This window comes from Chlorobiota bacterium, assembly GCA_016710285.1.
Lineage (GTDB): Bacteria > Bacteroidota > Ignavibacteria > OLB7 > OLB7 > OLB7.
Genome location: JADJXR010000001.1, coordinates 3,239,406 through 3,263,150, shown reverse-complemented (window position 1 = coordinate 3,263,150; position 23,745 = coordinate 3,239,406). Strand labels below are relative to the sequence as shown.

The 23,745-nt window shown below is 60.0% G+C and carries 20 protein-coding genes and 1 tRNA gene; 9 read left to right on the top strand and 12 right to left on the bottom strand.

Features of this window, described 5'->3' with window-relative positions; genetic code table 11:
• The first annotated feature begins 52 nt into the window (after nt 1-52).
• From IPM61_11935 to IPM61_11925, 3 genes are all read left to right on the top strand, one after another.
• Nucleotides 53-829: a hypothetical protein gene (locus IPM61_11935; GenBank protein MBK8912023.1), complete on the top strand. Its 777-nt coding sequence runs from the start codon at nt 53-55 to the stop codon at nt 827-829.
• A 98-nt stretch (nt 830-927) separates the two neighbouring features.
• Nucleotides 928-1,001 (top strand) — tRNA-Arg (locus IPM61_11930).
• A 178-nt stretch (nt 1,002-1,179) separates the two neighbouring features.
• Nucleotides 1,180-1,986, top strand: a complete 807-nt coding sequence (locus IPM61_11925) for a biotin--[acetyl-CoA-carboxylase] ligase (GenBank protein ID MBK8912022.1) — start codon at nt 1,180-1,182, stop codon at nt 1,984-1,986.
• Nucleotides 1,987-2,016: 30 nt separating this feature from the next.
• On the opposite strand, the gene IPM61_11920 is transcribed toward IPM61_11925, so the two are convergent.
• The 7 genes from IPM61_11920 to IPM61_11890 form a co-directional block, all read right to left on the bottom strand.
• The gene (locus IPM61_11920; protein ID MBK8912021.1) at nt 2,017-2,727 is read right to left on the bottom strand and encodes an FtsW/RodA/SpoVE family cell cycle protein; all 711 of its coding nucleotides are present in this window, start codon (nt 2,725-2,727) and stop codon (nt 2,017-2,019) included.
• Nucleotides 2,651-3,775, bottom strand: a complete 1,125-nt coding sequence (locus IPM61_11915; GenBank protein ID MBK8912020.1) for a hypothetical protein — start codon at nt 3,773-3,775, stop codon at nt 2,651-2,653. Before IPM61_11915 ends, IPM61_11920 begins: the two co-directional genes overlap by 77 nt.
• Before the next feature lie 56 nt (nt 3,776-3,831).
• Nucleotides 3,832-5,361, bottom strand: a complete 1,530-nt coding sequence (locus IPM61_11910) for a hypothetical protein (GenBank protein MBK8912019.1) — start codon at nt 5,359-5,361, stop codon at nt 3,832-3,834.
• Between the two features lie 31 nt (nt 5,362-5,392).
• Nucleotides 5,393-6,025, bottom strand: a complete 633-nt coding sequence (locus IPM61_11905; GenBank protein MBK8912018.1) for a hypothetical protein — start codon at nt 6,023-6,025, stop codon at nt 5,393-5,395.
• Nucleotides 6,022-6,846, bottom strand: a complete 825-nt coding sequence (locus tag IPM61_11900; GenBank protein MBK8912017.1) for a hypothetical protein — start codon at nt 6,844-6,846, stop codon at nt 6,022-6,024. Before IPM61_11900 ends, IPM61_11905 begins: the two co-directional genes overlap by 4 nt.
• Nucleotides 6,847-6,957: 111 nt before the next feature.
• Nucleotides 6,958-9,576, bottom strand: a complete 2,619-nt coding sequence (locus IPM61_11895) for an LPS-assembly protein LptD (GenBank protein MBK8912016.1) — start codon at nt 9,574-9,576, stop codon at nt 6,958-6,960.
• 86 nt (nt 9,577-9,662) lie between these two features.
• Nucleotides 9,663-10,469: a DUF4292 domain-containing protein gene (locus tag IPM61_11890; GenBank protein MBK8912015.1), complete on the bottom strand. Its 807-nt coding sequence runs from the start codon at nt 10,467-10,469 to the stop codon at nt 9,663-9,665.
• Between the two features lie 245 nt (nt 10,470-10,714).
• Between IPM61_11890 and IPM61_11885 the strand changes: the two genes are divergently transcribed.
• On the top strand, nt 10,715-11,374 hold the full coding sequence (locus tag IPM61_11885; GenBank protein ID MBK8912014.1) for an RraA family protein: 660 nt from the start codon (nt 10,715-10,717) through the stop codon (nt 11,372-11,374).
• Nucleotides 11,361-12,365, top strand: a complete 1,005-nt coding sequence (gene gluQRS, locus IPM61_11880; protein ID MBK8912013.1) for a tRNA glutamyl-Q(34) synthetase GluQRS — start codon at nt 11,361-11,363, stop codon at nt 12,363-12,365. The genes IPM61_11885 and gluQRS overlap by 14 nt, the downstream gene beginning before the upstream one ends.
• 12 nt (nt 12,366-12,377) lie before the next feature.
• Here the strand turns inward: gluQRS and IPM61_11875 are convergent, their stop codons facing one another.
• Nucleotides 12,378-13,346, bottom strand: coding sequence for a PASTA domain-containing protein (locus IPM61_11875; GenBank protein ID MBK8912012.1), 969 nt, complete (start codon nt 13,344-13,346; stop codon nt 12,378-12,380).
• Between the two features lie 317 nt (nt 13,347-13,663).
• On the opposite strand from IPM61_11875, the gene IPM61_11870 reads away from it, so the two are divergent.
• A complete protein-coding gene (locus IPM61_11870; protein MBK8912011.1) occupies nt 13,664-14,326 on the top strand; it encodes an ATP-binding protein in 663 nt (220 codons plus the stop codon).
• Here the strand turns inward: IPM61_11870 and IPM61_11865 are convergent.
• On the bottom strand, nt 14,289-15,155 hold the full coding sequence (locus IPM61_11865) for a sulfite exporter TauE/SafE family protein (protein ID MBK8912010.1): 867 nt from the start codon (nt 15,153-15,155) through the stop codon (nt 14,289-14,291). The two genes, IPM61_11870 and IPM61_11865, sit on opposite strands and share 38 nt — an antisense overlap.
• A 202-nt stretch (nt 15,156-15,357) precedes the next feature.
• Nucleotides 15,358-16,179: a hypothetical protein gene (locus IPM61_11860; protein ID MBK8912009.1), complete on the bottom strand. Its 822-nt coding sequence runs from the start codon at nt 16,177-16,179 to the stop codon at nt 15,358-15,360.
• A gap of 252 nt (nt 16,180-16,431) precedes the next feature.
• Between IPM61_11860 and IPM61_11855 the strand changes: the two genes are divergently transcribed.
• The 3 genes from IPM61_11855 (at nt 16,432) to IPM61_11845 (ending at nt 20,444) form a co-directional block, all read left to right on the top strand.
• A complete protein-coding gene (locus tag IPM61_11855; GenBank protein MBK8912008.1) occupies nt 16,432-17,019 on the top strand; it encodes a DUF3109 family protein in 588 nt (195 codons plus the stop codon).
• Between the two features lie 213 nt (nt 17,020-17,232).
• Nucleotides 17,233-19,143: an RNA polymerase factor sigma-54 gene (gene rpoN, locus IPM61_11850; protein MBK8912007.1), complete on the top strand. Its 1,911-nt coding sequence runs from the start codon at nt 17,233-17,235 to the stop codon at nt 19,141-19,143.
• Nucleotides 19,144-19,379: 236 nt separating this feature from the next.
• Nucleotides 19,380-20,444 carry an NYN domain-containing protein gene (locus tag IPM61_11845; GenBank protein MBK8912006.1) on the top strand — a complete coding sequence of 355 codons (1,065 nt, stop codon included), beginning with the start codon at nt 19,380-19,382 and terminating at the stop codon, nt 20,442-20,444.
• Between the two features lie 102 nt (nt 20,445-20,546).
• Here the strand turns inward: IPM61_11845 and IPM61_11840 are convergent, their stop codons facing one another.
• Nucleotides 20,547-21,161, bottom strand: a complete 615-nt coding sequence (locus IPM61_11840) for a pirin family protein (GenBank protein MBK8912005.1) — start codon at nt 21,159-21,161, stop codon at nt 20,547-20,549.
• On the bottom strand, nt 21,162-23,732 hold the full coding sequence (gene topA / locus IPM61_11835) for a type I DNA topoisomerase (protein ID MBK8912004.1): 2,571 nt from the start codon (nt 23,730-23,732) through the stop codon (nt 21,162-21,164).
• Nucleotides 23,733-23,745: the final 13 nt, after the last annotated feature.

The following is a 23,745-nucleotide window of genomic DNA, read 5'->3' as shown; positions in this document are numbered from 1 at the left end:
CGCTGCTGGTTGCCAGCATGATCCCTGCCAACACAACCAAAAGAACAACCCAATGGTTCAGCAATTCCTTGCGCGGGCGATTCGGCAGGAAGTGGAGCGATGCTTCCCAGCGTTTTCATCCGCCCCGGTGAACGTCAGCATTGGCAAGGCCGGGGGGCCGTTCCAGGCAACCAGCAACGTCCCGCTGAAATTATCGGCGGCGGCGGCTGGGGCGCAAGGGGTTGCCCAAACGTTGCAGCAATCGCTGGCGGACCATTGGGGCGATTGGTTCACCACGGCCATCAGCCACCGCGGGGCGTTGCGGTTCCGGCTGGCCGAGCAGGCGGTTCTCACGTGGGCTGGGCCAAGCATCGCCGAATCGCTTCCGCAGGCAATCGCACGGGCAAAAATTTTGGCCAGCAGTGGCTCCATCCATCACGTTGACGAAGCCGATTCTGAGTTGATCTGCCCCTTGTGGCTGGCCATCACCCACCTTGATGGAGTTCTGGAATTTCTTGGCCGATTGAACCCAGCAGCGGAGCCGGAACCGGCTGGAAACGCCTCAGCAATCGCACTGCCCCCGGCAATTCCTTCATCCCTTTCCATCCTGCTTTGTTCGTTGGCATTGCTGCCGGACCGCATCGGCGCGGCGAAATCGCGGCAGCAGCGGTTGGAAGCGATTGCCGAGCCGATCCAGCAGTTCAACACCCACCGGGCAAGCCATCCGTTGCTCCCTGCCGGCGAATCATCCGGCGGCGCGGCAGCGTTGCAGCGGTTCACGGCCTGGGCCTATCAGCTTCTGCGGAACGCCCTGCTACAGTGCCGCGAACTGGCACCAGAATCGGGGTGACAACGCCCGAGAAATTGCGGCAATACCTTGTCACGGCAGGAACCGGCGGAACGGTTGTGGAAGAAGCAAAGGCGGTTGTATGTTTGTGCCGTCCGAATGCGCCCGTAGCTCAGTTGGATAGAGCAACAGCCTTCTAAGCTGTGGGTCACTGGTTCGAATCCAGTCGGGCGTGCATGGTGGGCAAGGGGGCTTTTCTTGGTGAAACAGGAAAAGGAAGTGTTTCCCCGCCCAACACCCAACATCAGCATCGCACTCCGCAGACAACAGAAGAAGGCCGCACGGCCTTTTTTTGTGCCGATCGCAAGGCTTTTACTCTACTTCTTCTTTTCATCTATCAGCATCTACCAGCAATGGCCGATCATCTTTGGCGTATTGGGAACGACTCCGCCGAAAGCGAGCGATTAACGCAAGCCTGGCGGCTTTCCGGATTCCGGTTTTACAACGAAGCCGACTCCACCCAGAACATCGTCCGCCGCCTTGCCGAGGCCGACGCGCCGGCCTGGACCCTTGTTGTTGCCGATTACCAAACCGAAGGGCGCGGCCAGTACGGGCGGCGTTGGTCCGCCGAGCCAGGGTCCTCGGTGATGTTCTCCTTGCTGATGCGCCCGCTTACCCCCGGGGCAATGGGGCTGCTTCCGATTCGTATTGGAATGGCGGTGGCAAGCGCGCTGGACCGATACCTTCCGATTGCGCCCAACAGCAAGGCCTACACGTGGGTGAAATGGCCAAACGACATCATCCTGAACAACGCAAAAGTTGGCGGTGTGCTTTGCGAAGGAAGCATCCGTGGCGAACATTCCTACGCGATTATTGGGGTGGGCGTGAACGTCCATCGCTTCCCGCAAACGTGGCTGGACCCGGTGGGAATCCCCCCAACCTATCTGGACCAACACGTTCGGGGGCCGATCTCACGGCTGGAGGTCCTTGGCTCCATTATTGACTCCATCCGCAACTGCCGCGACCTTGATTCGGAGGACCTGAGCATTGCCGAGTTGGAAGAATTTGCGTTGCGGGATTGGCTGCGCGGCAAGATGATTGACTCCCCCATCCAGGGTCGCGTTGTGGGGATCACCCAACAAGGCTACTTAGTTGTGGAACGCCCCGACGGCAACAACGACCTTGTGCTCAGCGGAAGAATCAGCGTGAAGCCCGGGTAGGTTCGGTTCCCCCCGTGCATTCCCCCTTTTTCACGTTCCCGTTTGTGGCCGTTGCAAGTCCCTTCGGATCACCACGGTGGTGGCATCGGTGGACCGCGACCCAATCCCCACGATAAGCCCCACCACCCCCCAGCTTACCACCGCAGAGCTCATCCCGCTGGAAACAAGGGGAAGGGTGATTCCGGTCATCGGCAGAAGGTTCATTGTTCCGGCAATGTGAACCACTGCTTGCACCCCAATCAGCAACGTTCCGCCGGCAACCAGAAGCCCACCGAACGTTGCCTCGCCTTGCTCGCGGGCAAACCGCAGCCCAATGGCCACAAGCCCCACAAAGGAAAGAAGGATCAGCAGCCCGCCAACAATCCCAAGCTCCTCGGCCACGGCAGCAAAGATGAAATCGCTGGCAGCCTTTGGGATCAGGAATGGAGTTCCTTCCCCAAGCCCGCGCCCGGCAACCCCGCCGGCATCGAAGGCATACAACGCCTCGATCACTTGCCGCGAGCGGTCCCACCAGGCCGGGTCCCCGTGGCGACTGTAGAGATCGGCCCAGAGAAGGAAACGCTGGCGTGGCGTGGCAATCATCCGGCTGACGAATGGAAGCTGCACGGCAAGTGCCGCAATGGCCGCGTACGCCACCAGCACCAACGATGCCGAGGTCCACAAGCTATCGCGGCGGCGGTAGCGTTCCGCCGCGCCAATGGCCAGCACCCCACCCAGCACCACCCCCAACAACATCAGCAACGACGACCCCGAAAACGCCCGCCCCGCCAGCAACGTGATGCCGGTGGCAAGGAACCCGCCGGCAAACAGCACCAGGTACAACGCGCTTCGGGTGAACCACGCCAGCAGCAGAACCTGCGCCAATCCAATCACCAAGAATTGGCCAAAGTCCCGCACCACCAAGAACACCCCCAACGGCAGCGTGAGCAACCCGAGGATGTAGCCCCACAACACCAGCGGAGACTTCGTGAACTCCCCCCGATGCTCCGGGCCGCAACGCATTGCGGAAATGGAGCAAGAACCCAGCCCACGCCACCGGAATCGTCAGCTTCAGCAACTCCTGCGGGGCAACCGTCGCGCCGCGGATCCCGCCGCTTGTGGTAAGGTAGATCAGCGTGGCGATGCAGACCGCAAGGCTTCCGTAAAACCCGACCACTTTCCAGCGGGAACTGAGGAGTATCGGAAGCGTGGAGCGCGCAGCAAGCAGGATTGCCAGCAGCCCAGCCAGTACCGGAAGCAGCCGCAGCAACAGGCTGTCGGCAGGGCCAACGGCGCGTCCGCCAAGCACTTGCTGGGTAAGGGGCGTTGGTCCGTAGGCCCGCTCCAGCGAACGGGCCAGCCGCAGGTCAATCCGTGAATCATTGAAGCTGCGGCGAAGCTCCGCATTCCGCTGGGCAACCACACGGCGCGTCACGCTGCGGACGGAGTCCTGGGTTGCGCCGCGCAGTTTCCGTTGCAGGGAGTCGGCAATGGCAGTAACCTCACCGCGCGAAAGCTGGCGCGGATAATCGTGCCCAAGCCGGAACTGCACTGCCAAGCCAATGCTGAACAGCGATGCCGCCAACGCAAGCAACGTTGCGGCCTTGCTGGTTCGGGAAGCACGCGGAAGCAGCAGCCACCCGCCAACCAGCAGAGCCATCACCATTGCCAGATTGCGGATCACAATCTCCAGCGGTGGGCGTTGCACAAACCATTCGTTCCCCACCTGCCACACCTGCACACAAGCCGCCGCCGCCAGCAGAAACACCAGCAGAGCAAGAATTGGGAACGAGAGAGAGCGGGAGAACATTGGTGCCAAGCCTTGTGAGTGTTGCAGAAAAAGAGCACCGAAGCAGCGCGGACGCACTACCGGTTAAAGTACCCCAACCGATCCAGCGTTTGGTACAGTGTTCGGGCGATTGGGGCATTCAGCTGGCCGGCAAACTGGCCATGCCGATTTTGGATTGCCACCACAACGGCGTACCTCTTTCCATTTTTCTCCCCGAACGAAATCCACCACGATGGCTCGCGCCCGTCGGGTTCGCGGTCGGCGGTTCCGGTTTTGCCGTAGATGGTGATGCCGCTCCCCTCCATTCCGCCAAATGCCGCCGCAGCGGTTCCCCCTGGGAGCAATGGTTCGCGCAGAAGTTTCCGCAGCCATTGGGCGCTGTTCGGGTCAATCTTCCAGCGAAGCGTGTCGGGCTGGCGGCCAAGCTCAATCGTGGGCCGGATGAACCTTCCGCCGTTGGCAATTCCCGAAACCAACACCGCCATGTGGAGCGGGTTCACTTTTACCGATGCCTGGCCGATACCAATCCGCGTGCGGGCGATTTCATCGCGGGCGCGCACCCAGCTTGTGGCCGGAAGCAGCGTGGAATATTCATTGAGGAACGCCCCGGTGTTCCAACGGAGCCGCCGGTTAAATCCCAGCGAATCCAAGTACCCCGCAACCGCCCCAAACCCCACCAACCGATACGCCAAATGTGCGAAGTACGTGTTGCAGGAGTAGCGCATGGCCGCCGGCATTGCAATCCGCCCGTGCGCCGCGCCATGCTCGCTAATCGGCGTTATTCCCCGCCCGGGGGTGTAGTGGCCAACGCAGCTGAACCCGCTTTCTTCCGGCAACGGAGCGGAAAGGTCGTGGGCGGCCAGCGCAATCAACGGCTTGATGGAGGAGCCAGGGGAGAAATTATCCTTCACCGCGCGCGAGGTAAGCGGGCGGTTCTGAAGATCGCGAACGTACCGCCGCCACGCCGTGTCGTTCCAGACGCGGTTGGGGTCGTAGGTGGGGTAGTTTGCTGCGGCAAGGACTTCGCCGTTGGCGGCGTTCATCACCACCACCGCGCCGATGTTTCCATCAAGCGATTTCAGCGCGGCGCGTTGCAACCGCACATCAAGCGTCAGGCGAAGGTCGTGCGGAAGGTCATCGCGAAGGGAATCGTTCAGCAGCGTCAGCCCTTTCTCGATGCCGACACCGTCGCGCAGCGGTCCGGTCCAATATCCAACAAGGTGGGCGGTGGCTTCGGCGGCGGGATAGGTGCGGCGCAGATGCCCACCGCGCAACGCATATCCGGCCAGCATTTCCCCATTCCTGTCGGTGATTCTTCCCAGCGGTTGGGCCAACCCACGGAACCTGGCTTTGGTGTTGAATCCCGCCGAAACCGAATCGCCCGCCGCCTCGCCGCGAACAATCAGCTGCTGGGTGTGGGGGGTGATGGTGAAGTAAGCCCGCCAGAACACCCCCGCCGCCAACACCCCGGCAACCGATAGCAGAACAATCCGCGCACCGCGCCGCTCAATCTTCCGAAGGCTTTCCCACACTCCCCCCCGCTGCAACAACGCAGCCCCCACCAGCAAGGCCCAAAGGCTAAGAATGATGATGTGAAGTGGGTTCATGGCGGTGGAGTTGATGAATCAACTTGGTGAATCAATGAAGAAGGTTTGTGATTTGGATTCGGCAGCCACCGCAGGCAAGCTCATCCCCCTCGGCCAGCACAACCCACCCCGCGCCCATTGCGGTTCCGTTCACCGTTGTTGGGTTGCTTCCAATCCACTGCGCGGTTAGCTGAAGGTCGCGATAGTGGAAACGGAGGTGCTGCCGCGAAAGCTGGCGGGTGTGGTCCCGCAGCCCCACAAAAAATTCTGGGGCGTTCGGGTGCTCCCTTCCCGCCACAACCTCCTGGTGCCGGATTGATACCGTCCGTTGGCCGCCGTCGTCGTGAATCAGGCATTGGTACAGGTGGCGGCGGGCAATGGCATCCACCCCGCAATCGGGGTCAACATCGGTCAGCAGAAGGTTGATGACCAAACGGCCAAACCCGCCAACCCGCCACTGGTTCGATTCCACAAACTCCATCGCCGCACGCAGCAACGCCAATCGGAATCGTTCCAGCCCCCCGCTTTGCTGGGTCCCCCACTCCTCCGCAAACCGGTGGCGGTTCAGCGTGACGGTCAGGAAGTTCGGGACAATCATCCGCCCCTCGTGCAGCGTTGCCGCCGAACGGAGTGCTTCCTGCGTGGCAAGCTGCGCGGTCCCCAGAAGTGTGGTAAGCCCAATCATCGGACAAAACGGATAGTGTATTCCTCCACGTGAATCAGGCTTCCAGGAAGAAGCGTTCGGGGGAAGCCCGGGCGGAAATGGTCGTTCTCCGCAAGCCACATCCTCCCCTTCCCAATCTGCTCCACCACAATTGAATCCTCAAGAACCTCAACGCGAAGCTGCTGGCGCGAGACGGTTGGGCGAACGTCCAGATCTATTTTGCGGCAGTGTTCCGGAAGTGGAGTTCCGCTGTTTCCGTAGCGTCCGATAATCCACGTCCCTTGCGTCAGCTCCACGTTGGCAATCGCCCCGCCATCCCCTTCAACAATCGCCCGCCACACCGCCGGCAAGGCTTGCGGGAACGGGGCCGGAGGGATTGCGGAATCGGGCACGCCAAGCACCCGGGTGGAGTCATCGTGCGCGGGGTGCGCGGCTGGCGAGGCAAGTGGGGAAGCGGCTGGCGGTCGGGTTTCGGGGGGAAGGGTTGCGGTGTAGAGTTCGCCGCTGGTTAAGGTGTCGTCGCAGGCAATGGCGACGCGCAGCAGGTGGTCCCCAAACGTCCGCATCCCCCCCGATGCCGAATCTTTCATCAGCTGGTCGGCAAGGAACATTTCCAAGTCGCGAAGGGCGTGCATCGCCTGCAATTGGTCGAACTGTTCGGGGCTAAGGCGGAGTTCGTAGCGTGAGGGTATCCGTTTTGTGGAGCCCATCACCAGCGTTTGCTGGTCGCGCACCATCCGCAGCGACCGCAGCGACTGCTGCACCAGCTGGCTCCGCTCGATGGTCCCATCGCTGCTGGGGAAGAGCGTCTCGAAAACGGCTCGGATGCGTGAACTTGGCATGGACTTCGCAAAATATCTGAAAGGATAGGCCGCTGCGGCGCAACGTGCGTTTGGCGGAATTCCCCGCCCCAAACCCGTTGCCCGCCACGGCGTGAAATTACGCCTCCATCGCTAAAAAAAGGTCCGGTTTTGTTCCAGCTTCAGGTCCTGAAGTTGCGGAGCTTTCAGGCCGATGCGGAAGTAGTAGCCGCGCCCGTAGCCGGAAATCTGCCAGTCGAACGCCATCTCCCAGCAATGAAGGTCTTTCTGGATGGAGATCGTCGGGATCACAATTTGGCGGTCGCGGATGTTGTACGATAAACTGCTCCGCAACGTGGTTGTTGGCGTTGGCGAAAACTGGAAGGAGGTATTGATGCTGAAATCTTGCACCGCTGGCTTCCCGGGCTGGACCGATGGGGTGATGTTGTAGCTTCCCCCAAAACTCGCGCTCCAGGGGATTCGGAACTCGCCATTGCCACGCACGCGCTGGCCGTAGAACTCCGCTTCGTCGAACGCCACTGGCTCGAAATCAAAACGGTTGCTTCGGCCCTGGGCGGTGTCGCTGCTGCGGGAAGTGGTGGTCCCCCCGAACCCAAATCCTTGATCGCTGATGTTGGTGCTGAATTGAACCCCGGCCCGCACCACACGGGGGAACCACCGGCCATCGCCAAACACCATCTGCGCCGTGTTCCGGCCCAGCGTGTCGGGCGCGTACAGGCTAAGCGTTGCGTTGGCCGAAAGGGACCCGATTGCGCCCAGCGACGTCCCCGCGTTCATGTTGATGTCGGACCAGCCAACGCTGTCGGCAGTAAGGTTGAAAGCGGTGTTCAAGTTCAGCGTCAGCAGGGTGATTTTTGCGTCGGGCAGGGTGTCCCCTTGTGCGATTTTGGCATCGAACTGGTTCTGTAACGCAAACGTGATGTTGTTCTGTTTGGTCGAGGCCGATGGGATGCTGGCAACGCCACCATCCCGCTCAAAAATGTTGTAGCTCTCCACCTGATTGGTGATCGGATTGTAGAACTGGTCGCGGAACAACCCCAACCGGCTCCGGTCCGGCGTGTAGCTGTAGCCGATGCTTGGCAGCAAGGTGTGGCGGATTGCGTTCAGCCCGAACAACTTTGGCTGCACGATGCCGAACAGCTTGGTGGAGATATTCACCCCGGCGTTGTAGGTGAAGGTTGGATACAGCCCATCAACAAACCGGGTGCGGATTGTGTCGCCATCGGCCTCGCGGACCATGCGGCGGAAGAACAGGCTGCTGGCCGGGTTGAAGAATGGAGTGATCGTGAAGTAGCTGAACTTTGGCGACACCGAAACCGAAGGGCTGAAGGTGACCCCATAGCGGTCCTCGCGGACACGGAAACGCCCGGGGAATGTGGAATCGAACCCGCCCCGCTCGGCCTGGTACGTCCCCCGCAAACCGAAGCCGAGGCTAAGGTTATCGAACACACCCCCTTCCCCACTGTTGGAAGCAAACGGGGTCCATGTTGGAAGGCTAAGCGATAGCGGAACCGTGGTCAGCAGTTCGTCGGTGACGATGTTTTGGCGGCGGCTAAGCGTGGCGCTGAAGCTCCCCCCCCAATCCCAACTGGTGGCGTAGGAGAAGTCGCTGGTTAGGTCCTGGGTGGTGTAATCTTGGAACCGGCCAGACTCCCCCAGCCGCGTCTGGGTGTTGCGGATGGAGTTCTGCGTGGCATAAACGAAACTTCCCCCCAACGTTGTTCGGCGTCCAATTTTTTGGGAGTGGTAGTAGCGCGCTTGGATGTTGGTGTTGAACGGGAGATCGGGATCGTCGCGGGTTTGGCCGTACATCAGCGTCAGGTCCGACCGCTCAACCACCCCGCGCAGCCGGAAGCGCGTGGTGTTGTACAGGGTGTAGCCCCCTTTGGTGTACAGATCCGTGGTGAGCGTGTTATCCAGATAGTCGCTGATGTCCCAGAAATACCCCATCCCTTGCAGCATGAAACCGCGCGTTCCGGTCACCTGCGGCTGCGGAAGAATCAGCCCGGAACTGCGCCCACTCCGGTTCGGGAAAAAAAGGCCGACGGGAAGGTAGAGGATCGGGACATCGGCAATGTTCAGCGTCACCTGGTCCAGGAAAACGCGGTCCCCCGTCACCACTTTCATCCGTGGGGTGGTGAAGAAATAGTGAGGGTGCGGAGCGTCGCAGGTGGTGTACACTCCGTTCTGGCCATACAGCACATTCTCCGTCACCTTCTTGAACCGGTCGAAATGGACGTAGCCCCCTTCGATCGAGGTCTCGGCGGCGGCCACAACCCCTTGCCGCGTTTTGAAATTATAGCTGAGCTTATCGGCCGTTAGTGGCGTGGTACCGTCGTTCAGCTGGACAGGCTGGCCAACGTAGCGGCCACGGGCGGAATCGAATTCCGACTCGGCGTACATCTCACTCTTGTTGAAATCAACCTCGATGTAATGGGCCTTCAGGATGATGGAGCCTTTCACCAACGTTGCATCGCCATACAGCCGCGCTTTTTTGGCTTTCAGGTCCAGCACCGAACGCCGCGCGCTGGCCCGCACCGTGGTGTCCAGCGTGCTGCGCTGCAACGGGCGGACGGTGATGGAATCGGGGGGTGGCGCAACTGCCGAACTATCCGGCGCTCCATCTTGCGGTTGCGCGTTCGCCGCCGCCACGCCGGCAAGCAGCGGCAGAACGGCAGCGAACAACATTGCGATAACTTTCTTTCCCAAAACAGGCAACGGATTGCGAACGGCTTCTGGTGAGTGATTCATGGCAGCGGCAGGGAACATCAGCCTTGTGGATATTTTCCTTGCCTTTCTTTTGTGGCGTGCTTGGCGGTGAATGATTCCCCCGTTCCTCACACCTTTTTCCGCGTCACCCCCGCCGGAATTTGCAGGGCGCAGAACCGATCGCTGGGGATGCTGTCGCGGATTTCTTCGATGTTCACCTGCATTGTTTGCTCACCCCCGCTTAGGCTAACCTGCGCCCGCTTTGCCACGCGCCGCGAAGCTACCGAAACAAAGTTCTTGTAGGTGATGGAAATCTCCTCGGTGGCGGTTGCGCCGCTGGTGCGGTGGCGCGCGTAGTCCAGCACTTCCAGCGATTGCTGGTTCACGGTGAACGTCTCGCGGTAGCCATCACCACTAACGGTGAACGTGACGTTATCGCCATCGGTGCTGGCCGTGTAGGTTCCTTCGGTGGGGATTGCGGGAAGCTCACCCCGCATCAGCGAAACGATCTCATCGTAGCTTAGGCCAACTTGCAGCATCTTGCGGAAGGTTTCGCGGTCGCCCCGGCCTTCCAGTGCCTCGCCCGATTGGGCATTGAAGAACAGGAATCCATCGGGCGTGGCTCCCAGCGCGCCAACGGGAATTCCGAAGGGTCCGTTCATCGTAATTTTTAGCGAGTCGCGCCGCTTCACAACCGCATCGTACCAGACGGTTGCCGGAATGCCGGAGATTTTCATGGTCCCCTTCATCGTAAGGTTCGGGGTGGATTGGTAGCTTTCGCGCAGCTTCGCCAGCAGCGCGCCGTGTGGCGATGCCGCCGCCGATTCGGCGGTGCCCTCCGTTGCGGGCGTTGTTGATGTGGTGCTTTTCCCCCCCGTGCAAGCAGCAACCAGCAGCGGGAGCAGAATGGCAAGAATCAAGGAGCGGTTGTTCATGGGTTCAAACATAAGAAAGTATGGGAGTTGTTTGCGGCCATTGGCCGGTGCGCAGCGCAACCATTGGCACACGCCGGCGGCCCTTTGTCAGCAGAGTGGTGGATGGGATTACCCCACGTATTTGTGGCTGTGGAATTCCTTGCCGGATGGGAAGCGATCCCCCCCCCCCTCATGGATGGATGCTTCCCCGCTCCCCAATCGAAAAACCTCAATCAACTTCTAACCGTTTTTCCCCAAACCGAACCATGCCGAACAACAGAGCCGAGCAGCTTGCGCTGATGTCCCGTTTCTATTCCCCGCTGATCTCCGACACGATGGAGCGGCTTGGAATCCCCAGCACCGCGCTTCATCATGGCATTCAGCAGATCTTCCCCGACCCCGAGTTGAAGGTCTGCGGCGTGGCGTTCCCCTGCCGCGTGGTTCCCACCAGCGAGTATGTGGAGATCACCACGTTGCTGCAGATGGTGGATGCAATCCCCGAGCAAGCCTTCGTGGTGGTTGCTGCCGATGCCGATGTTGATGCCGCCTTGTGGGGGGGGATGATGAGCGCACGCGCACAAGCCCGGGGCGCGGTTGCCGCAGCGGTGAATGGCGGCGTGCGGGACCTTCAGCAGATTGCCTCGTTGGGGTTTCCGGTGTTCGGGACCGGGCGGTGCATCAAGGATATCCGCCGCCGGGGGTACATGGCCCAGTTCAACACCGCCGTGACGATGGATGGAGTTGCCATCCGCCCGGGCGACATCATGTTTGGGGATGCCAACGGGGTGATTGTGATCCCGCAGGAACGGTTCGATGAAATCTACGCCGAGCTTGACCGCGCTTTTGCCGAAGAAGCCGCAACGCATCGCGGGCTAACGTCGGGGGAAGGGGCGCAGAAATTGTTCCAAGAATATGGCCGTTTCTGAACCTCACGCTGAGCCTCACGCTGGTCCCCGGCAGCCACGCGGGCGGCTTGCGCCAAGCCCCACCGGGTATCTGCATATCGGCAACGCACGCAGCTTCCTGCTGGCGTGGCTACAGATGCGGAACGTGGGCGGCCAGATCATTTTGCGGATCGAGGACCTTGACGCGCAACGCGCCACCCCGAACGCCGCCACGCAGATTGTGCGCGACCTTCGGTGGCTTGGGCTGGATTGGGATAACCCGCTTGCCGATGATTATTTCCAATCGAACCGCTTCCCGATCTACCAAGAAGCGTTGGCGGAATTGCAGGCCCGGGGGCTGGTCTATCCCTGCTTCTGCTCGCGGAAGGAGTTGCGTTCCATTGCCAGCGCGCCGCATGGGAGCGATGGGCCAATCTACCCTGGAACGTGCCGCCAGCTTTCGCCCCAGCAACAGCAGCAGCGCAGCCGCCAGAAATCCCCCGCGCTCCGCTTTGCGGTGCAACCCGGAACCGTGGTTACGCACCACGACGGCGTTGCCGGATTGCAGCGCGAAGAAGTCAGCCAATCCACCGGGGATTTTATTGTGGCCCGTGCCGATGGTGTGGTTAGCTACCAGCTTGCGGTGGTGGTGGACGACCTGCGAATGGGGATTACCCACGTGCTTCGGGGGGATGACCTGCTTGGCTCCACGCCGCGGCAGATTCTGCTTCACAACACGTTTGGGGGAACGCCTCCAACCTTTGCTCACGTCCCTCTGATTCTTGGTCCCGACGGGGTTCGGCTGGCCAAGCGGCATGGGTCGGTGTCGGTGGAAGAGCTTCGGGAGCGGGGCGTTGCGGCCCAGCAACTTGTTGGCTGGCTTGCATGGAGCTGCGGCGTGATTGACCGCCCGGAACCGGTTTCCGCAGCTGAGTTGATTGCGGAGTTCTCCATCAAAAAAATCACCAACAAGCCAACGCAGTTGGACGATTCCCGGGCGTTGTTCGGTCGGTTTCCGCTCCCTGCACGGTAATCGCGCCGTGGCTTATTTCTTCTTCTCCGCCGCTCCCCCTTTTTCTTCCGGTTGGTCTATGTTCCTGACGGTGACATCCTCCGTTTCGGCAGCGGATTCATCCCCTTGCGGAGTTGGTCCCATGCTCCCCGGCGCGGCGGCAACCACGATGTCAACGGCGGCACGTTCGGCAACTTTGGCATAGGGGGCGACGGCTTGTTCCAGCACAATGTTCGGGGCCCAGCTTCCATCCTCCTTGTAGCGGACCACCCCCAGCACCAACCCGGCATTTTCCAAACGGGTGCGGGCCTGCTCCACATCCAGCGAGACAAGGCTGGGCATCAGGGTGTAGCGGGTGGTGGGGCCGCGGCTAACCATGACGTTGATAAGCGAACCGGGGCGCGCGCCAACTTGCGGGGGAATGCTTTGCGAGAAGATCAGGTCCCGCATGATGGTGTCGTTGTATTCGTAGGTGATCTCGCCGATATCCAACCCGGCCCGCATCAGGTTTATCCGGGCTTCGCGCACTTGCATCCCAATCATGTTTGGCATTGGAATCATCTCCGTTCCCAAGCTGATGGTTAGGTAAACGCGGCGGCCATGTTTCGTTTCCGCGCCGCCGTAGGGAAGCTGCTGCGCCACGGTTCCGGCGGGGTAGGTGTCGTCGTTGCGCGACTCCCCTTTGCGGACCTCGAAGCCCCGTTCTTCCAGTTTCACTTTTGCCGAATCGAACGACAATCCCACCACGTTCGGGACGGTTTCCACATCCCCCAATTTCACATACCACGGCATGATGAGTTTATCGAACAGCATCAGAAGGAGGAACATCCCCACAATTCCAATCAGCAGATACTTCAGCAGCTTGGCCCAGGGGATGCGGTCGTTCTCCTCGGTTGCTGTCGGGACCGATGCCGGGCCTTGTGGCGCGGCTGGCTCCGGCTGTGGTGGGTTTCGCCACGGGTAGGTTTTGGGTTCTGTATCGTTCTGGTTCGTGGTCATCATTCAAGGATATTCGATAGTCGGCTTCGCCGCGTTGGCTGGGATTACAAACGGCTGGTTCGGGGGCGTTACCCGCAAGGTTAGCAACAAGGTGTTTGGTTGGAATCGTTTGTTTGAAGCGTTGCCAACGTGGCGGAAGCGTGGCGCGGCTGGCGGTGCACCGTTGCCGCAACTTCTGCTGCCAGCGGCAACGGGAAGTTCGTATTTTCACCCCGTCCGGCAATTTCCAATTGGCAATTTCCAATTGATGGAGCGGCCGGAACCCCAAACCATTATCAGCGCACCAGCCGAACCGTTTCGGCACTCCGTTGACAACACACATGAGTCCCAAGAAACTTCGTTCGATCATCGAGCTTGGCGAGTCGGATACCGTCGAGTTCAAGCGGAAGTTCTCAGGCTTTGAGAAGATCGCTCGCGAGATGATCGCGCTTGCCAATACACGTGGGGGGTATCTGCTTGTTGGGGTGGATGACGACGGCGCAATCGTCGGGGTGGAGAGCGAGAAATCCGAGATTGACCTTATCGCCACCGCTGCCGAATTCTACAGCGACCCACCGATTGAGCACGAGGTGGAGATTGTGCAGGTGGAGTCGTTGGACGTTATCGTTATCCGCATCCCCGAAAGCCCGCTGAAGCCACATCGTCTGCTGGAGAATATGCAGAAGAAGGACCCCCAGCAGAATGGATTCGAGGCCGGCGTGTACATCCGGCAAGGGGAGCGAAGCGTTGCCGCAAGCCGCGAAGTGGCGCGGGTGCTTGCCGCCAGCAGCCCCGACACCCCGCCGCTTCGGCTGCAAATTGGGGACATTGAGCAGGCGCTGTTCCAATATCTTGGCCGGCACGGGCGGATAACGCTTCAGCAGTATCGGAAGCTGGTGAACATCTCTGAACGCCGCGCCTCGCGAAGCCTTGTTCGGCTGGTGCGTGCCGGGTTGATCCGTTTGTTCACCAACCAGAGCGAAGATTACTACACGCTAAGCTAATCCCCCACCCTGCGGCGGCGGAATCTTGAAGCTGGTGGGAAACGGCTGCCACCGGTGCCGGCGGCGCGGGCGTTGGGTGCGCCGCCCCGCCAAAGCTGAAGAACATCCGAATCCCCGCCAGCACAATGGCCAATCCCACCACCAGCTCCAACGTTGAATCCTTCGTGCGGCGGGCATACCGCACCCCCAGCAACGCGCCGGCAACCGCGCCGGCCGTTCCAACCACAGCGGTGGGGATCAGCCCGGAATGGAGTTCGCCAGCGATGCCGTAGGCAATGCAGCGTGCAACGGCAGTGATTCCCCCCAGCGCGCCGTTGGTGGCGGCGGCCTGGTGGGCGTTCAGGCCGGAAGCGTCCAATGCCCACGTTTGCAGCGGGCCGTTCCCGGCACCAACCCACGCGCTGACCGCTCCGGTCAGCAGCCCAACAACTGGCAGGGGCCACAATCCTGGCAGGCGTTCTTTTGGCAGATCAACATACAGCCGAAGGATGTAGTAGCCCCCAAACAGCACCATCACGCAGCCGATCCCGACCCGCACCGTTGCGGCATCCAGATGCCCAAGCAGTTGCCCACCAAACAACGCGCCCGGCAAGATTCCCAGGGTGAACCACATGGTTTTGTTCCAATCAATCCAGTTGCGCAGCAGCAGGATGCGGGGAATGTTCCACCCCAACGGTATCAGTGCCGTCAGCAGCACTGCGTCAAGGGTTCCAACCATCAGCACAAGAATCGGCAGCAGCAGCAATCCCCCGCCAAATCCAACAACGGTGTCTATCGTTCCGGCAATGAAAGCTGCAAGTGCTATTTCGGCGTAGTGGAGGATGTCCATGCGGCTGCGTCCCAATGGTTGTTCGTGTGGCCGCAAAGATATGGCGAATCCATGCTGGCGATTGCTGTTCCACACCACTGCTATTTCAGGCGGCGATGCCACACAGCCGTGCCCAAAACAGCTCCGGCGCGGAGCCTGCGTAAGCATTCCGCGCCGGAGCATTGTGCTTGCAGCACCTTTTCAAGTGCTTAGGTTCAACGGCTTAGGCAGCTGCCGTGGCCTTGCGGCACTTCTTCCCCATTCGCTGAACCGCGATGCGGGTCATGTGTTCGGCAATGGGGTGCTTAAACAGCGGCATGGTGATGCAGCGTTTATACATGGCGCAGGCCTGCCCCATATCCCCCATCCGCTCGTAGGTGTAGGCCATCTCGGCGTAGATGAAGTTGTTGGCGGGGTATTGCTTCAGCACCTGTTGGAAATGCTCGATAGATTTTGCGTAGCTGGCGCGGGGGAGTTTCTGCACAAACAGCCGTGCGATTGCCCGCAACCCCGGGTTAATTCCGGCCAGTTCCCGATGCCAGATGCCAAGCACAAAATGACCCACCCAGCTGTTATCAATCAGAACGGCTTGTTCGGCATGGTGGCGGATTTCCGAGGCTTCGGCAAGGATTCGCCGCTGCGAGTTGGTGACTAATGCCTCCTGCCCAATGGAAAACGAGAGCATGGCATGGCCGATGGAGGAATTAGGGTTCAGCGTTAGCGCACGTTCGGCCCAATGGCGCATCTGGCGGATATGCGGGGAGCGGTCGGCGGGGTTATGGTAGTGATCCTGGAAGAACATCCGGTAGCAGTGCGCGCGGGAGATATAGCCGCAAATTTCTGCCGATGGGTAGCGGTGATAGACTTCCTCCCACAACGCAATGGCGGTGTCGGCATCGCCGGCCATCAGCAAGCGATAGCCGGGGCGAAGGTATTCCGGAACTGCTTCGGCGAACTCGCGCTCTTCGGGCATTGCGAAGATCGGTTCGGCAACGTCGTGGCCGTCAAGTAGTTCGGTAGTTGTTTGCGCGATATTGTCAAGCATACGGTTTATTGGCTGGGGTCTTGCAACGATGCCGGTGGGTTATTGGCGTTCGCCATTGGATGTTGGAGTATCCAACACCAGCGAACCCACCCCCTTGCCGACCGTTGTGGGGCTTGTATATTGCTTCAAGCCGGAAGCCAATCTGCCCAATTATCCCCCCCCGTTGCAAGTAACAGTATGTCCCTCTACAACTTCCAAACGGCTCTGTTATCTTGTTGATCGCCCCTTCAATCATGGAGATTTTTACTGCCGATGTTCACTATTGTCAACGCCATTGCCGATAACGCCATTGGAAGCGTTCAGTTCAGTTGCGACCTTGCCGCTTGCCGCGGTGCCTGCTGCACCATGCCCGGCGGGCGGGGCGCGCCCGTGCTGGACAGCGAGGTGGAGCAGATTCAGCAAGCCATCCCCGCCGCGCTTCCCTACCTTCCCCCCGAACACTCCCGCGCGATTGAAGCCCTGGGCGCGGTGGAAGGGGAACCCGGCGATTACGCCACCACCTGCCTTGATGAACGGGACTGCGTGTTCGTCTATCGCCAGGAAGGGGTTGCCAAATGCGCCATTGAACGCGCCTACTTCAACGGCGAAACCAGCTTCCGCAAACCGATCAGCTGCCACCTGTTCCCGATTCGGGTGGAGGAACTGTTTGGCGCAACCTACTTACGCTACGAGAAGATCAGCGAGTGCCGCCCCGCACTGCTGAACGGACGCAAGCACGGGGTTCCACTCTATCAGTTCCTTGAAGAAGCCCTTACCCGCGCCTTCGGTCCCGAATTCTACGCGCAGCTTGCCGAACACCTATCCAGCAAAGAGAAGAACCCAAAAGGGAAAAAAGGGTGATTTCTGCAAAGGCCTTCTCCCCCCCATCCTCCGCCACCAGCTTGGCGTTTGGTTGCGGTTGGCGTGTACCTTCCCCAATGCTTCCAATTCGCCTCCCCTTCTGTGTATATTTGGCCACGTTCAGCCCTGGATGCCGCCCAGCCGCCGCACCAACAGGCGAACAACCGAACCGATGGAAACCTGATCCGAACATTTTTTGATGACCTTTGAGTGATGATTACACTCTCCCCAATCCTAACGCAACAACAACGGGTAACGCCGCAGCAGGTCCAGTATCTGAAGATGCTTCAGCTGCCCACTGCGGTGCTGGAGCAAGCGATCAAACAGGAGTTGGAAGCCAACCCACTGTTGGAAGAATCCGGCATCTTCGACCAAGAGTTGGACTTTGCCCCGGACCAAGACCTTGCCCCAAGCGAACGCTCCGGCAGCGACGACGATAGCGATGATGATTTCGACTTTGAAGGGGACGCACGTTCGTCCGATAACGAGCTTGACTACAACGCCCCCGACGACTACGATGGCTACAAAGCACCCACCTTTGCCGGGCAGGAAGGGGACGACTACGAAGAACAACCACAACGCGACTACGAGACCTTTGCCCAACAACTGCTGGCGCAGCTGCGGATGCAGACCATCAGCGATAACGAGCTGGTGTTGGCCGAGGAGATTATCGGGAACATTGACGACGACGGCTACTTGCGGCGCGACCTGCACGAGGTGGTGGACGACCTGAACAAGTTCATCGCCATGACCAGCCAGACGGTGTACGTGCAGGAAACCGCAATCGGCGATGGGCGGTTCGACAGCTACCAAGCCCCCGCAACCGACCAACCCTTTGGCCGCGAACGCATTGCCGCGCAAATCCGCCAAGCACGCTTGCAGGAACAGGCCGAACACGACGACGACACCGACGACCAGCTACCCACCCACCACGACAGCGTTGCTGAGGAAGAAGGCGAGGACGACGAACAGGAAGCACCCGCCGTCCGCGGGGTTGACTCCATTTCGCTGGAGGAGATGTCGCGGATGTCTATCGAGGAGCTTGCGAAGATTTTGGAGATGGGGACCGCAGCACAGCCGTTGGGAGCGCAGCGTGCGCCCATTGCTTCGCAACCGGCTGCAAAGCAGGAGGAATTGGCGGCGGGGGGAATGCTTCTGGAGCCGCTTCCCAATGTGCCGGCCTTCACCTACGAAGAAGCCGAGGGGGTGCTGCATCGGATACAACGGCTGGACCCGCTTGGGGTGGGCGCGCGGGACCTTCGGGAGTGCTTGATGGTGCAGCTGGAGCCGCAGCTTCACAGCTCCCCGACCGCACCCCTTGCCTACGCAATCCTTCGCGACACCTTTAACGACTTCACCCACAAGCATTTCGAAAGAATCTGCGCCCGGCATGGATGCACCGAGGAGGAGCTGAAGCGGGCGTTGGAGGCGATCCGCTCGCTAAATCCGAAGCCTGGGGAAGGCTCGTTCACCATCACCGAGACCAACTACATCACCCCAGATTTCCTTGTGGAGCGCGACGGGGAGGATATCATCATCACCCCGAACGACCGGAACATCCCTTCGCTGCGGATCAACCGAAGCTACCAGGAGATGATGCGGCGTGGGAAAAAACGGAGCAGTGCCGAACGCACCGCCCAGAAATTCCTGCGCGAGAAGATGGAGGCCGCCAAGTGGTTCATTGCCTCAATCCACCAGCGACGGCAAACCATGATGCGGGTGATGCGGGCCATTGTGGATTTGCAGGAATCGTTCTTCCTGTACGGCCCCGACCAACTGAAGCCGATGATCTACCGCGACGTTGCCGAACGGATCGGCATGGACATCTCCACCGTCTGCCGCGTGGTCAATGGAAAGTACGTCCAGACCGATTACGGGACCTTCGAATTGAAGTACTTTTTCTCCGAAAAACTCCACACCGCCACCGGCGAGGAAGTGGCCAACAAGATTGTGAAGGCCAAGATTAAGGAGATGATTGACGAGGAGAACAAGAAAACTCCGTTATCCGACGACGAGATCAGCCAGCGGATGCACGAGGCCGGCTACAACATCGCCCGGCGCACCGTTGCCAAGTACCGCGAACAGCTGAATATTCCGGTGGCGCGGTTACGGCGGATGCTGTAAGTTGGGGGAACGCTGTTGTTTGCTTGTAAAATTTCATACATGATGATCCCGCCCGCTGCACAAGGATAGCCGGGGAACTATTTTGCGCCCGCATATGGTTCACGGTTCACCAGTTTCTGGCAATCCCCCTACCTCCTGTAACTGGGAAGTTCCAACAACTGTCACTATGACAACACACTGCCGCACGCTTTAGTTGTGCGTGCGGCATTCTTCATCAATCTATTCTTTCACCTGTGATGAACAACAACACAGCCGCACGCGCAGCCGCCGCTGCTGCATCGCGTGCAACCGCAGCGGTATTCGTTGATTATGGAAACCTGTTTTCCTACTTGAAAAACAGCCAGAACGAGTCTTCCCTTGTTCCCGATTCCATCAGCGACATCATCCGCGGGGTCGAGCGTCAGCTGGACCGCAAACTCAACCAGAATGCCATCGCGCTAAAAGCGTATGCCGATTTCGAGGAGCTACGGAACGGCATCCAAAGCACCCTGTACGAAATGGGGGTGGAGACGCGCAACGTGGCCGCAACAGGGCTGAACGACTCTGCCGATCTTCAGCTTAGCATTGATGCCTTGGACCTTCTGTACACCCGCCCAGACATCACCACCTTCGTGATCGTCTGTGCCGACCGCGACTACATCCCGCTGGTCCAGCATATCAAACGCCAAGGGCGAACCGTGATCCTGGCCACGCTTCGCACCTGCATCTCGCCCGATATGCTGCAATTCATCGGTCCTTCCCATTACATTGACGTTGCGGTTGCTGCCGACCCCAACGCCCAACGCCAGCTGGAGCAATCCGCACGCGGCAACGGAGCACGTGGGAAACAACGCCATGCCGAGGTTCCAGGCACCGAACGGGAATGGTGGGATAACGGCATGGAAGCAAGCGACGGAATGACCGGCAGCTTTGCCGAAGCAACAGAACTCACCAACCATGAAGAACAAGTGTGCGTGGATGTTCTGCTGAAAAACTACGGCCACCATGCCGAGGTCTGGATTAGCCCCTTCCTTCGCAAACTTTCCGACGCGCTTCCCCACCTTCACGACTTCGAACGGAAGGCGATGCTGAACACGCTGGAAGATGCCGGAGCAATCCGTATCGAAAAACGGCACGGCGAACCACACGACTACTCCATTATCCTTATCAACCGCCACCATCCTAATATCCGTGGCTTCTACGAGGAGAGCACTGGGGAGATGGAGCAGCAAGATGAGATGTTCGAGATTGAAGAGATTGACCACTACGAGGTCGAAGAAGAATCCGACGTTGAGGCAGAAACCGAAGCCACCGAAGAATAATTCGGCAGCATCGGAGAGTTCTAAACAAAACAGCAGCGGGTTGCACCAGTTCGGCGCAACCCGCTGCTGTTTTCACGGGCCACAATGCCTATCAGGGGCGGGCTATAGCTGCACGATCACCACCGTTCCGCCGGTTGGCGATTCAATCAGTGCTTCTCTTCCTTCGGCAATGGCAATTGCGGTGGTGGCTTCCGTTCCGTCAATGCTCACGGTTCCCTCCACCAGGATAACGAACCGTTGGACCGGCACCGCACACAGCCGGTGAGAATGGGCGGGGGAAATACGAAGGGCATAGAGTTGAACCGCCGCGCACGCGTTCGCCACGTTGCCCTGCTGGTCCCCGTGCGGGGCAAGCGCGGCAACCAGCAGCGGCGCAGAATCCATCTCCTCCGGGAAAAAATTGCGAACCTCGTAGCCCGGGATCATCGCTTCCCGCACTGGCCGCATCCGCAGCTGGACGATGCGCGCCCCCTCGGTTGCCGAAGGATTGCCCTCCACCATCGTCATCCCCGTGCCAGCCGCAACCCGAAGCACGTCGCCCGGGAAGACCGTTGCCCCGTTGTTGAACGTGTCGCGCACGGCCCAGCTTCCTTCGGCCACCCACGTTAGCAGCACGGCATCGCGCTCGGTGCGTTCGGGCATTGCTTCGGCTGGGTCCGCACGCAGCAGGGTGATGCTTTGCAGAACTCCTGCGCCTTCTATCACGGTGGTTTCCATCTATCCCTTCGGCTTCCGCGCTTTGCATTTTGGGCATTCAATCATTGCCCCGTCGTACTGGTCCCAGCCTTCGGTTGTCCAGGCGTTGCCGCAGTTGCTGCATGGCTGGTTGAGCGGTTTCCCGCTGCTGGTAAATCGGCATTCGGGGTAGCGGGTGCAGGCGTAGAAAGTGCTGTTGTACCGCCCCCCCACCCTCTGGGCAAGGTCCCCCGTGCCGCACTGCGGGCACTTGATCCCAAGCGGAACGGGCTTGGTGTTGCGGCAGGTTGGATAGTTGCTGCATCCGTAAAACTCACCATTCTTTCCGCTGCGTTTCAGCATCGGCGCGCCGCACTGCTCGCAGGTGATTCCGGTGGGCGGCGGGGCGGCTTTGGCGGATTGCGGCTCGGCAGCCCCACGCTGGCGAGGTTTGCCGTCGGGGGTGGCGTTGATGATGTTCCGGCATTGCGGGAATCCGGTGCAAGCAAGGTATGGACCGTAGTTCCCTTCGCGTAGCTCCATCGGCGCGCCGCATTTCTGGCAGCGGGTGTCGGTTGGGGTGCCCTTCGGTTTTCCGGGCCGCTTCCGTTCGGGCTGTTCCCCTTCCCCGCTGGGTAGCTCCTTTGCTTTTTTGCGCGTTGCTTTTCCGCTGGCCAGTCGGCCTTCCGCCGAACCGCCCGATGCTCCCCCGGGGGCTAGACTTCCTGCCGCGCCAAGCGCAACAGTCAGCGGGCGGTAGAACTTCCGCATCACCTCAAGGTAGCTGGTTTTTCCGCCGGCGATGGTGTCCAGCTCCTCCTCCATCTTCGCGGTAAATTTCAGATCGAACAACGCGGGGAAGCCCACCACAAGGGCATCGCAGACCTTCATGCCAAGCTCGGTCGCGTACAGCTTCCGCTCCCGCTGCTCCACGTATCCCCGGTCCTGGATAGTCTGGATGATGTTGGCGTAGGTGCTGGGCCGCCCAATCCCTTTGGCCTCCATCTCCTTTACCAGCAGACTTTCGGTGTAGCGGGCCGGCGGCTTGGTGAAGCTCTGGCGAATATCCACCGACTCTATCGTCAGTGGCTCCCCTTCTTTCACATCGGGAAGGATGCGGTCGCGGTCGGCTGCGTCGTCGTCGGGGTCGGCGGTATCGGGCTGGGGAGTGGCGGACTTTGCCGATTTCCCCCGCTTCTGCTTGGCATCCTTTACTTCGGCGGTGCCGCTGGCCTCTTTCTTCTCCTTCTCCTTCTCCTTCTCTTCCTCCTCATCGCCATACACCTGCATCCACCCTCGGAACTTTGTGATGCGCCCGGTGGCGCGGAACACAAACGGCCCCCCTTCAATATCCAGCGTTGTTTGGTCGAACAGCGCGTCGGCCATTTGGCTGGCAACAAACCGGTTCCAGACCAATTCGTACAGCGCGGCAAGGTCGCGATCCAGGTGCTTGCGTGCTTCTTTTGGGGTGATCTTCAGATTGGTTGGCCGGATTGCTTCGTGGGCATCCTGGACCGTTGAATCCCCCTTTTTTTTGATCGCCGTCTTCTTCCCCTTTCCCCCTTGTGGCAGGTATTCCTTCCCAAAATTTTCGTAGATGAACTCCTCGGCCATTCCCACCGCTTCCTCGCTAACCCGGGTGCTGTCGGTCCTCATGTAGGTGATAAGGCCGGTTAGCCCCTGTGCACCAAGCTCCACCCCTTCGTAAAGTTTTTGCGCCAGATCCATCACCTTTTTTGTGCTGAACCGAAGCCGCCGCCCGGCATCTTGCTGAATCGTGCTGGTGGTGAAGGGTGGCGGTGCGCTGCGGCGGACCTCCTTTTTGGAAACGTGGGAGATCGCGTACGATTCCTTCACGGCACGCGATTGCAGGCGTTCGGCGTTTTCGCGGGTGGCGATGAAGCTCCGTTTTGCCTCCTCCTTCAGCTCCGTGGCCGATCCGCTGGGGTTGCGGATTTCCTCCCCGGCGTAGCGGATCAGCTTTGCGGTGATCTCCTCCCCTTTCCCCGTGCGGAAGTGGCCAATCAGCGACCAATACTCAATCGGGATGAAGGAGTTGATGGCTCGTTCGCGCTCCACCACCAGCCGCAATGCCACCGACTGCACCCGCCCCGCCGACAACCCCCGCGACTCCCCACGGAAACGATTCCAGAGGAAGGGGGAGACTTTGTAGCCGATCAGGCGGTCCATCACGCGGCGCGCTTCTTGGGCCGCCACAAGGTCGCGGTCAATGTCGCGGGGTTGGCGCATGGCGGCGGTGATGCCGCTTTTGGTGATCTCGTTAAACAGCACTCGCCGGATTTTTTTCCCCTTCGCCTTGATCTCCTGGGCGATATGCCAGGCAATCGCCTCCCCCTCGCGGTCGGGGTCGGTGGCAAGGAAGATCGTCTCGGCACGGGAAGCAAGGTTTTTCAGCCGCTCGATCACGTCGCGCTTCCCTTTGATGACCTCGTAGGTGGGAACAAACCCGGCATCAACATCAATGGAAAGTCCACCCTTTGGCAAATCCTTGACATGGCCAACCGAGGCCTCGACGATATACTCACTGCCGAGGTACTTGTTGATAGTCTTCGCCTTTGCCGGCGACTCGACGATGACAAGGGATTTGGCCATACCGGGTTTCCGG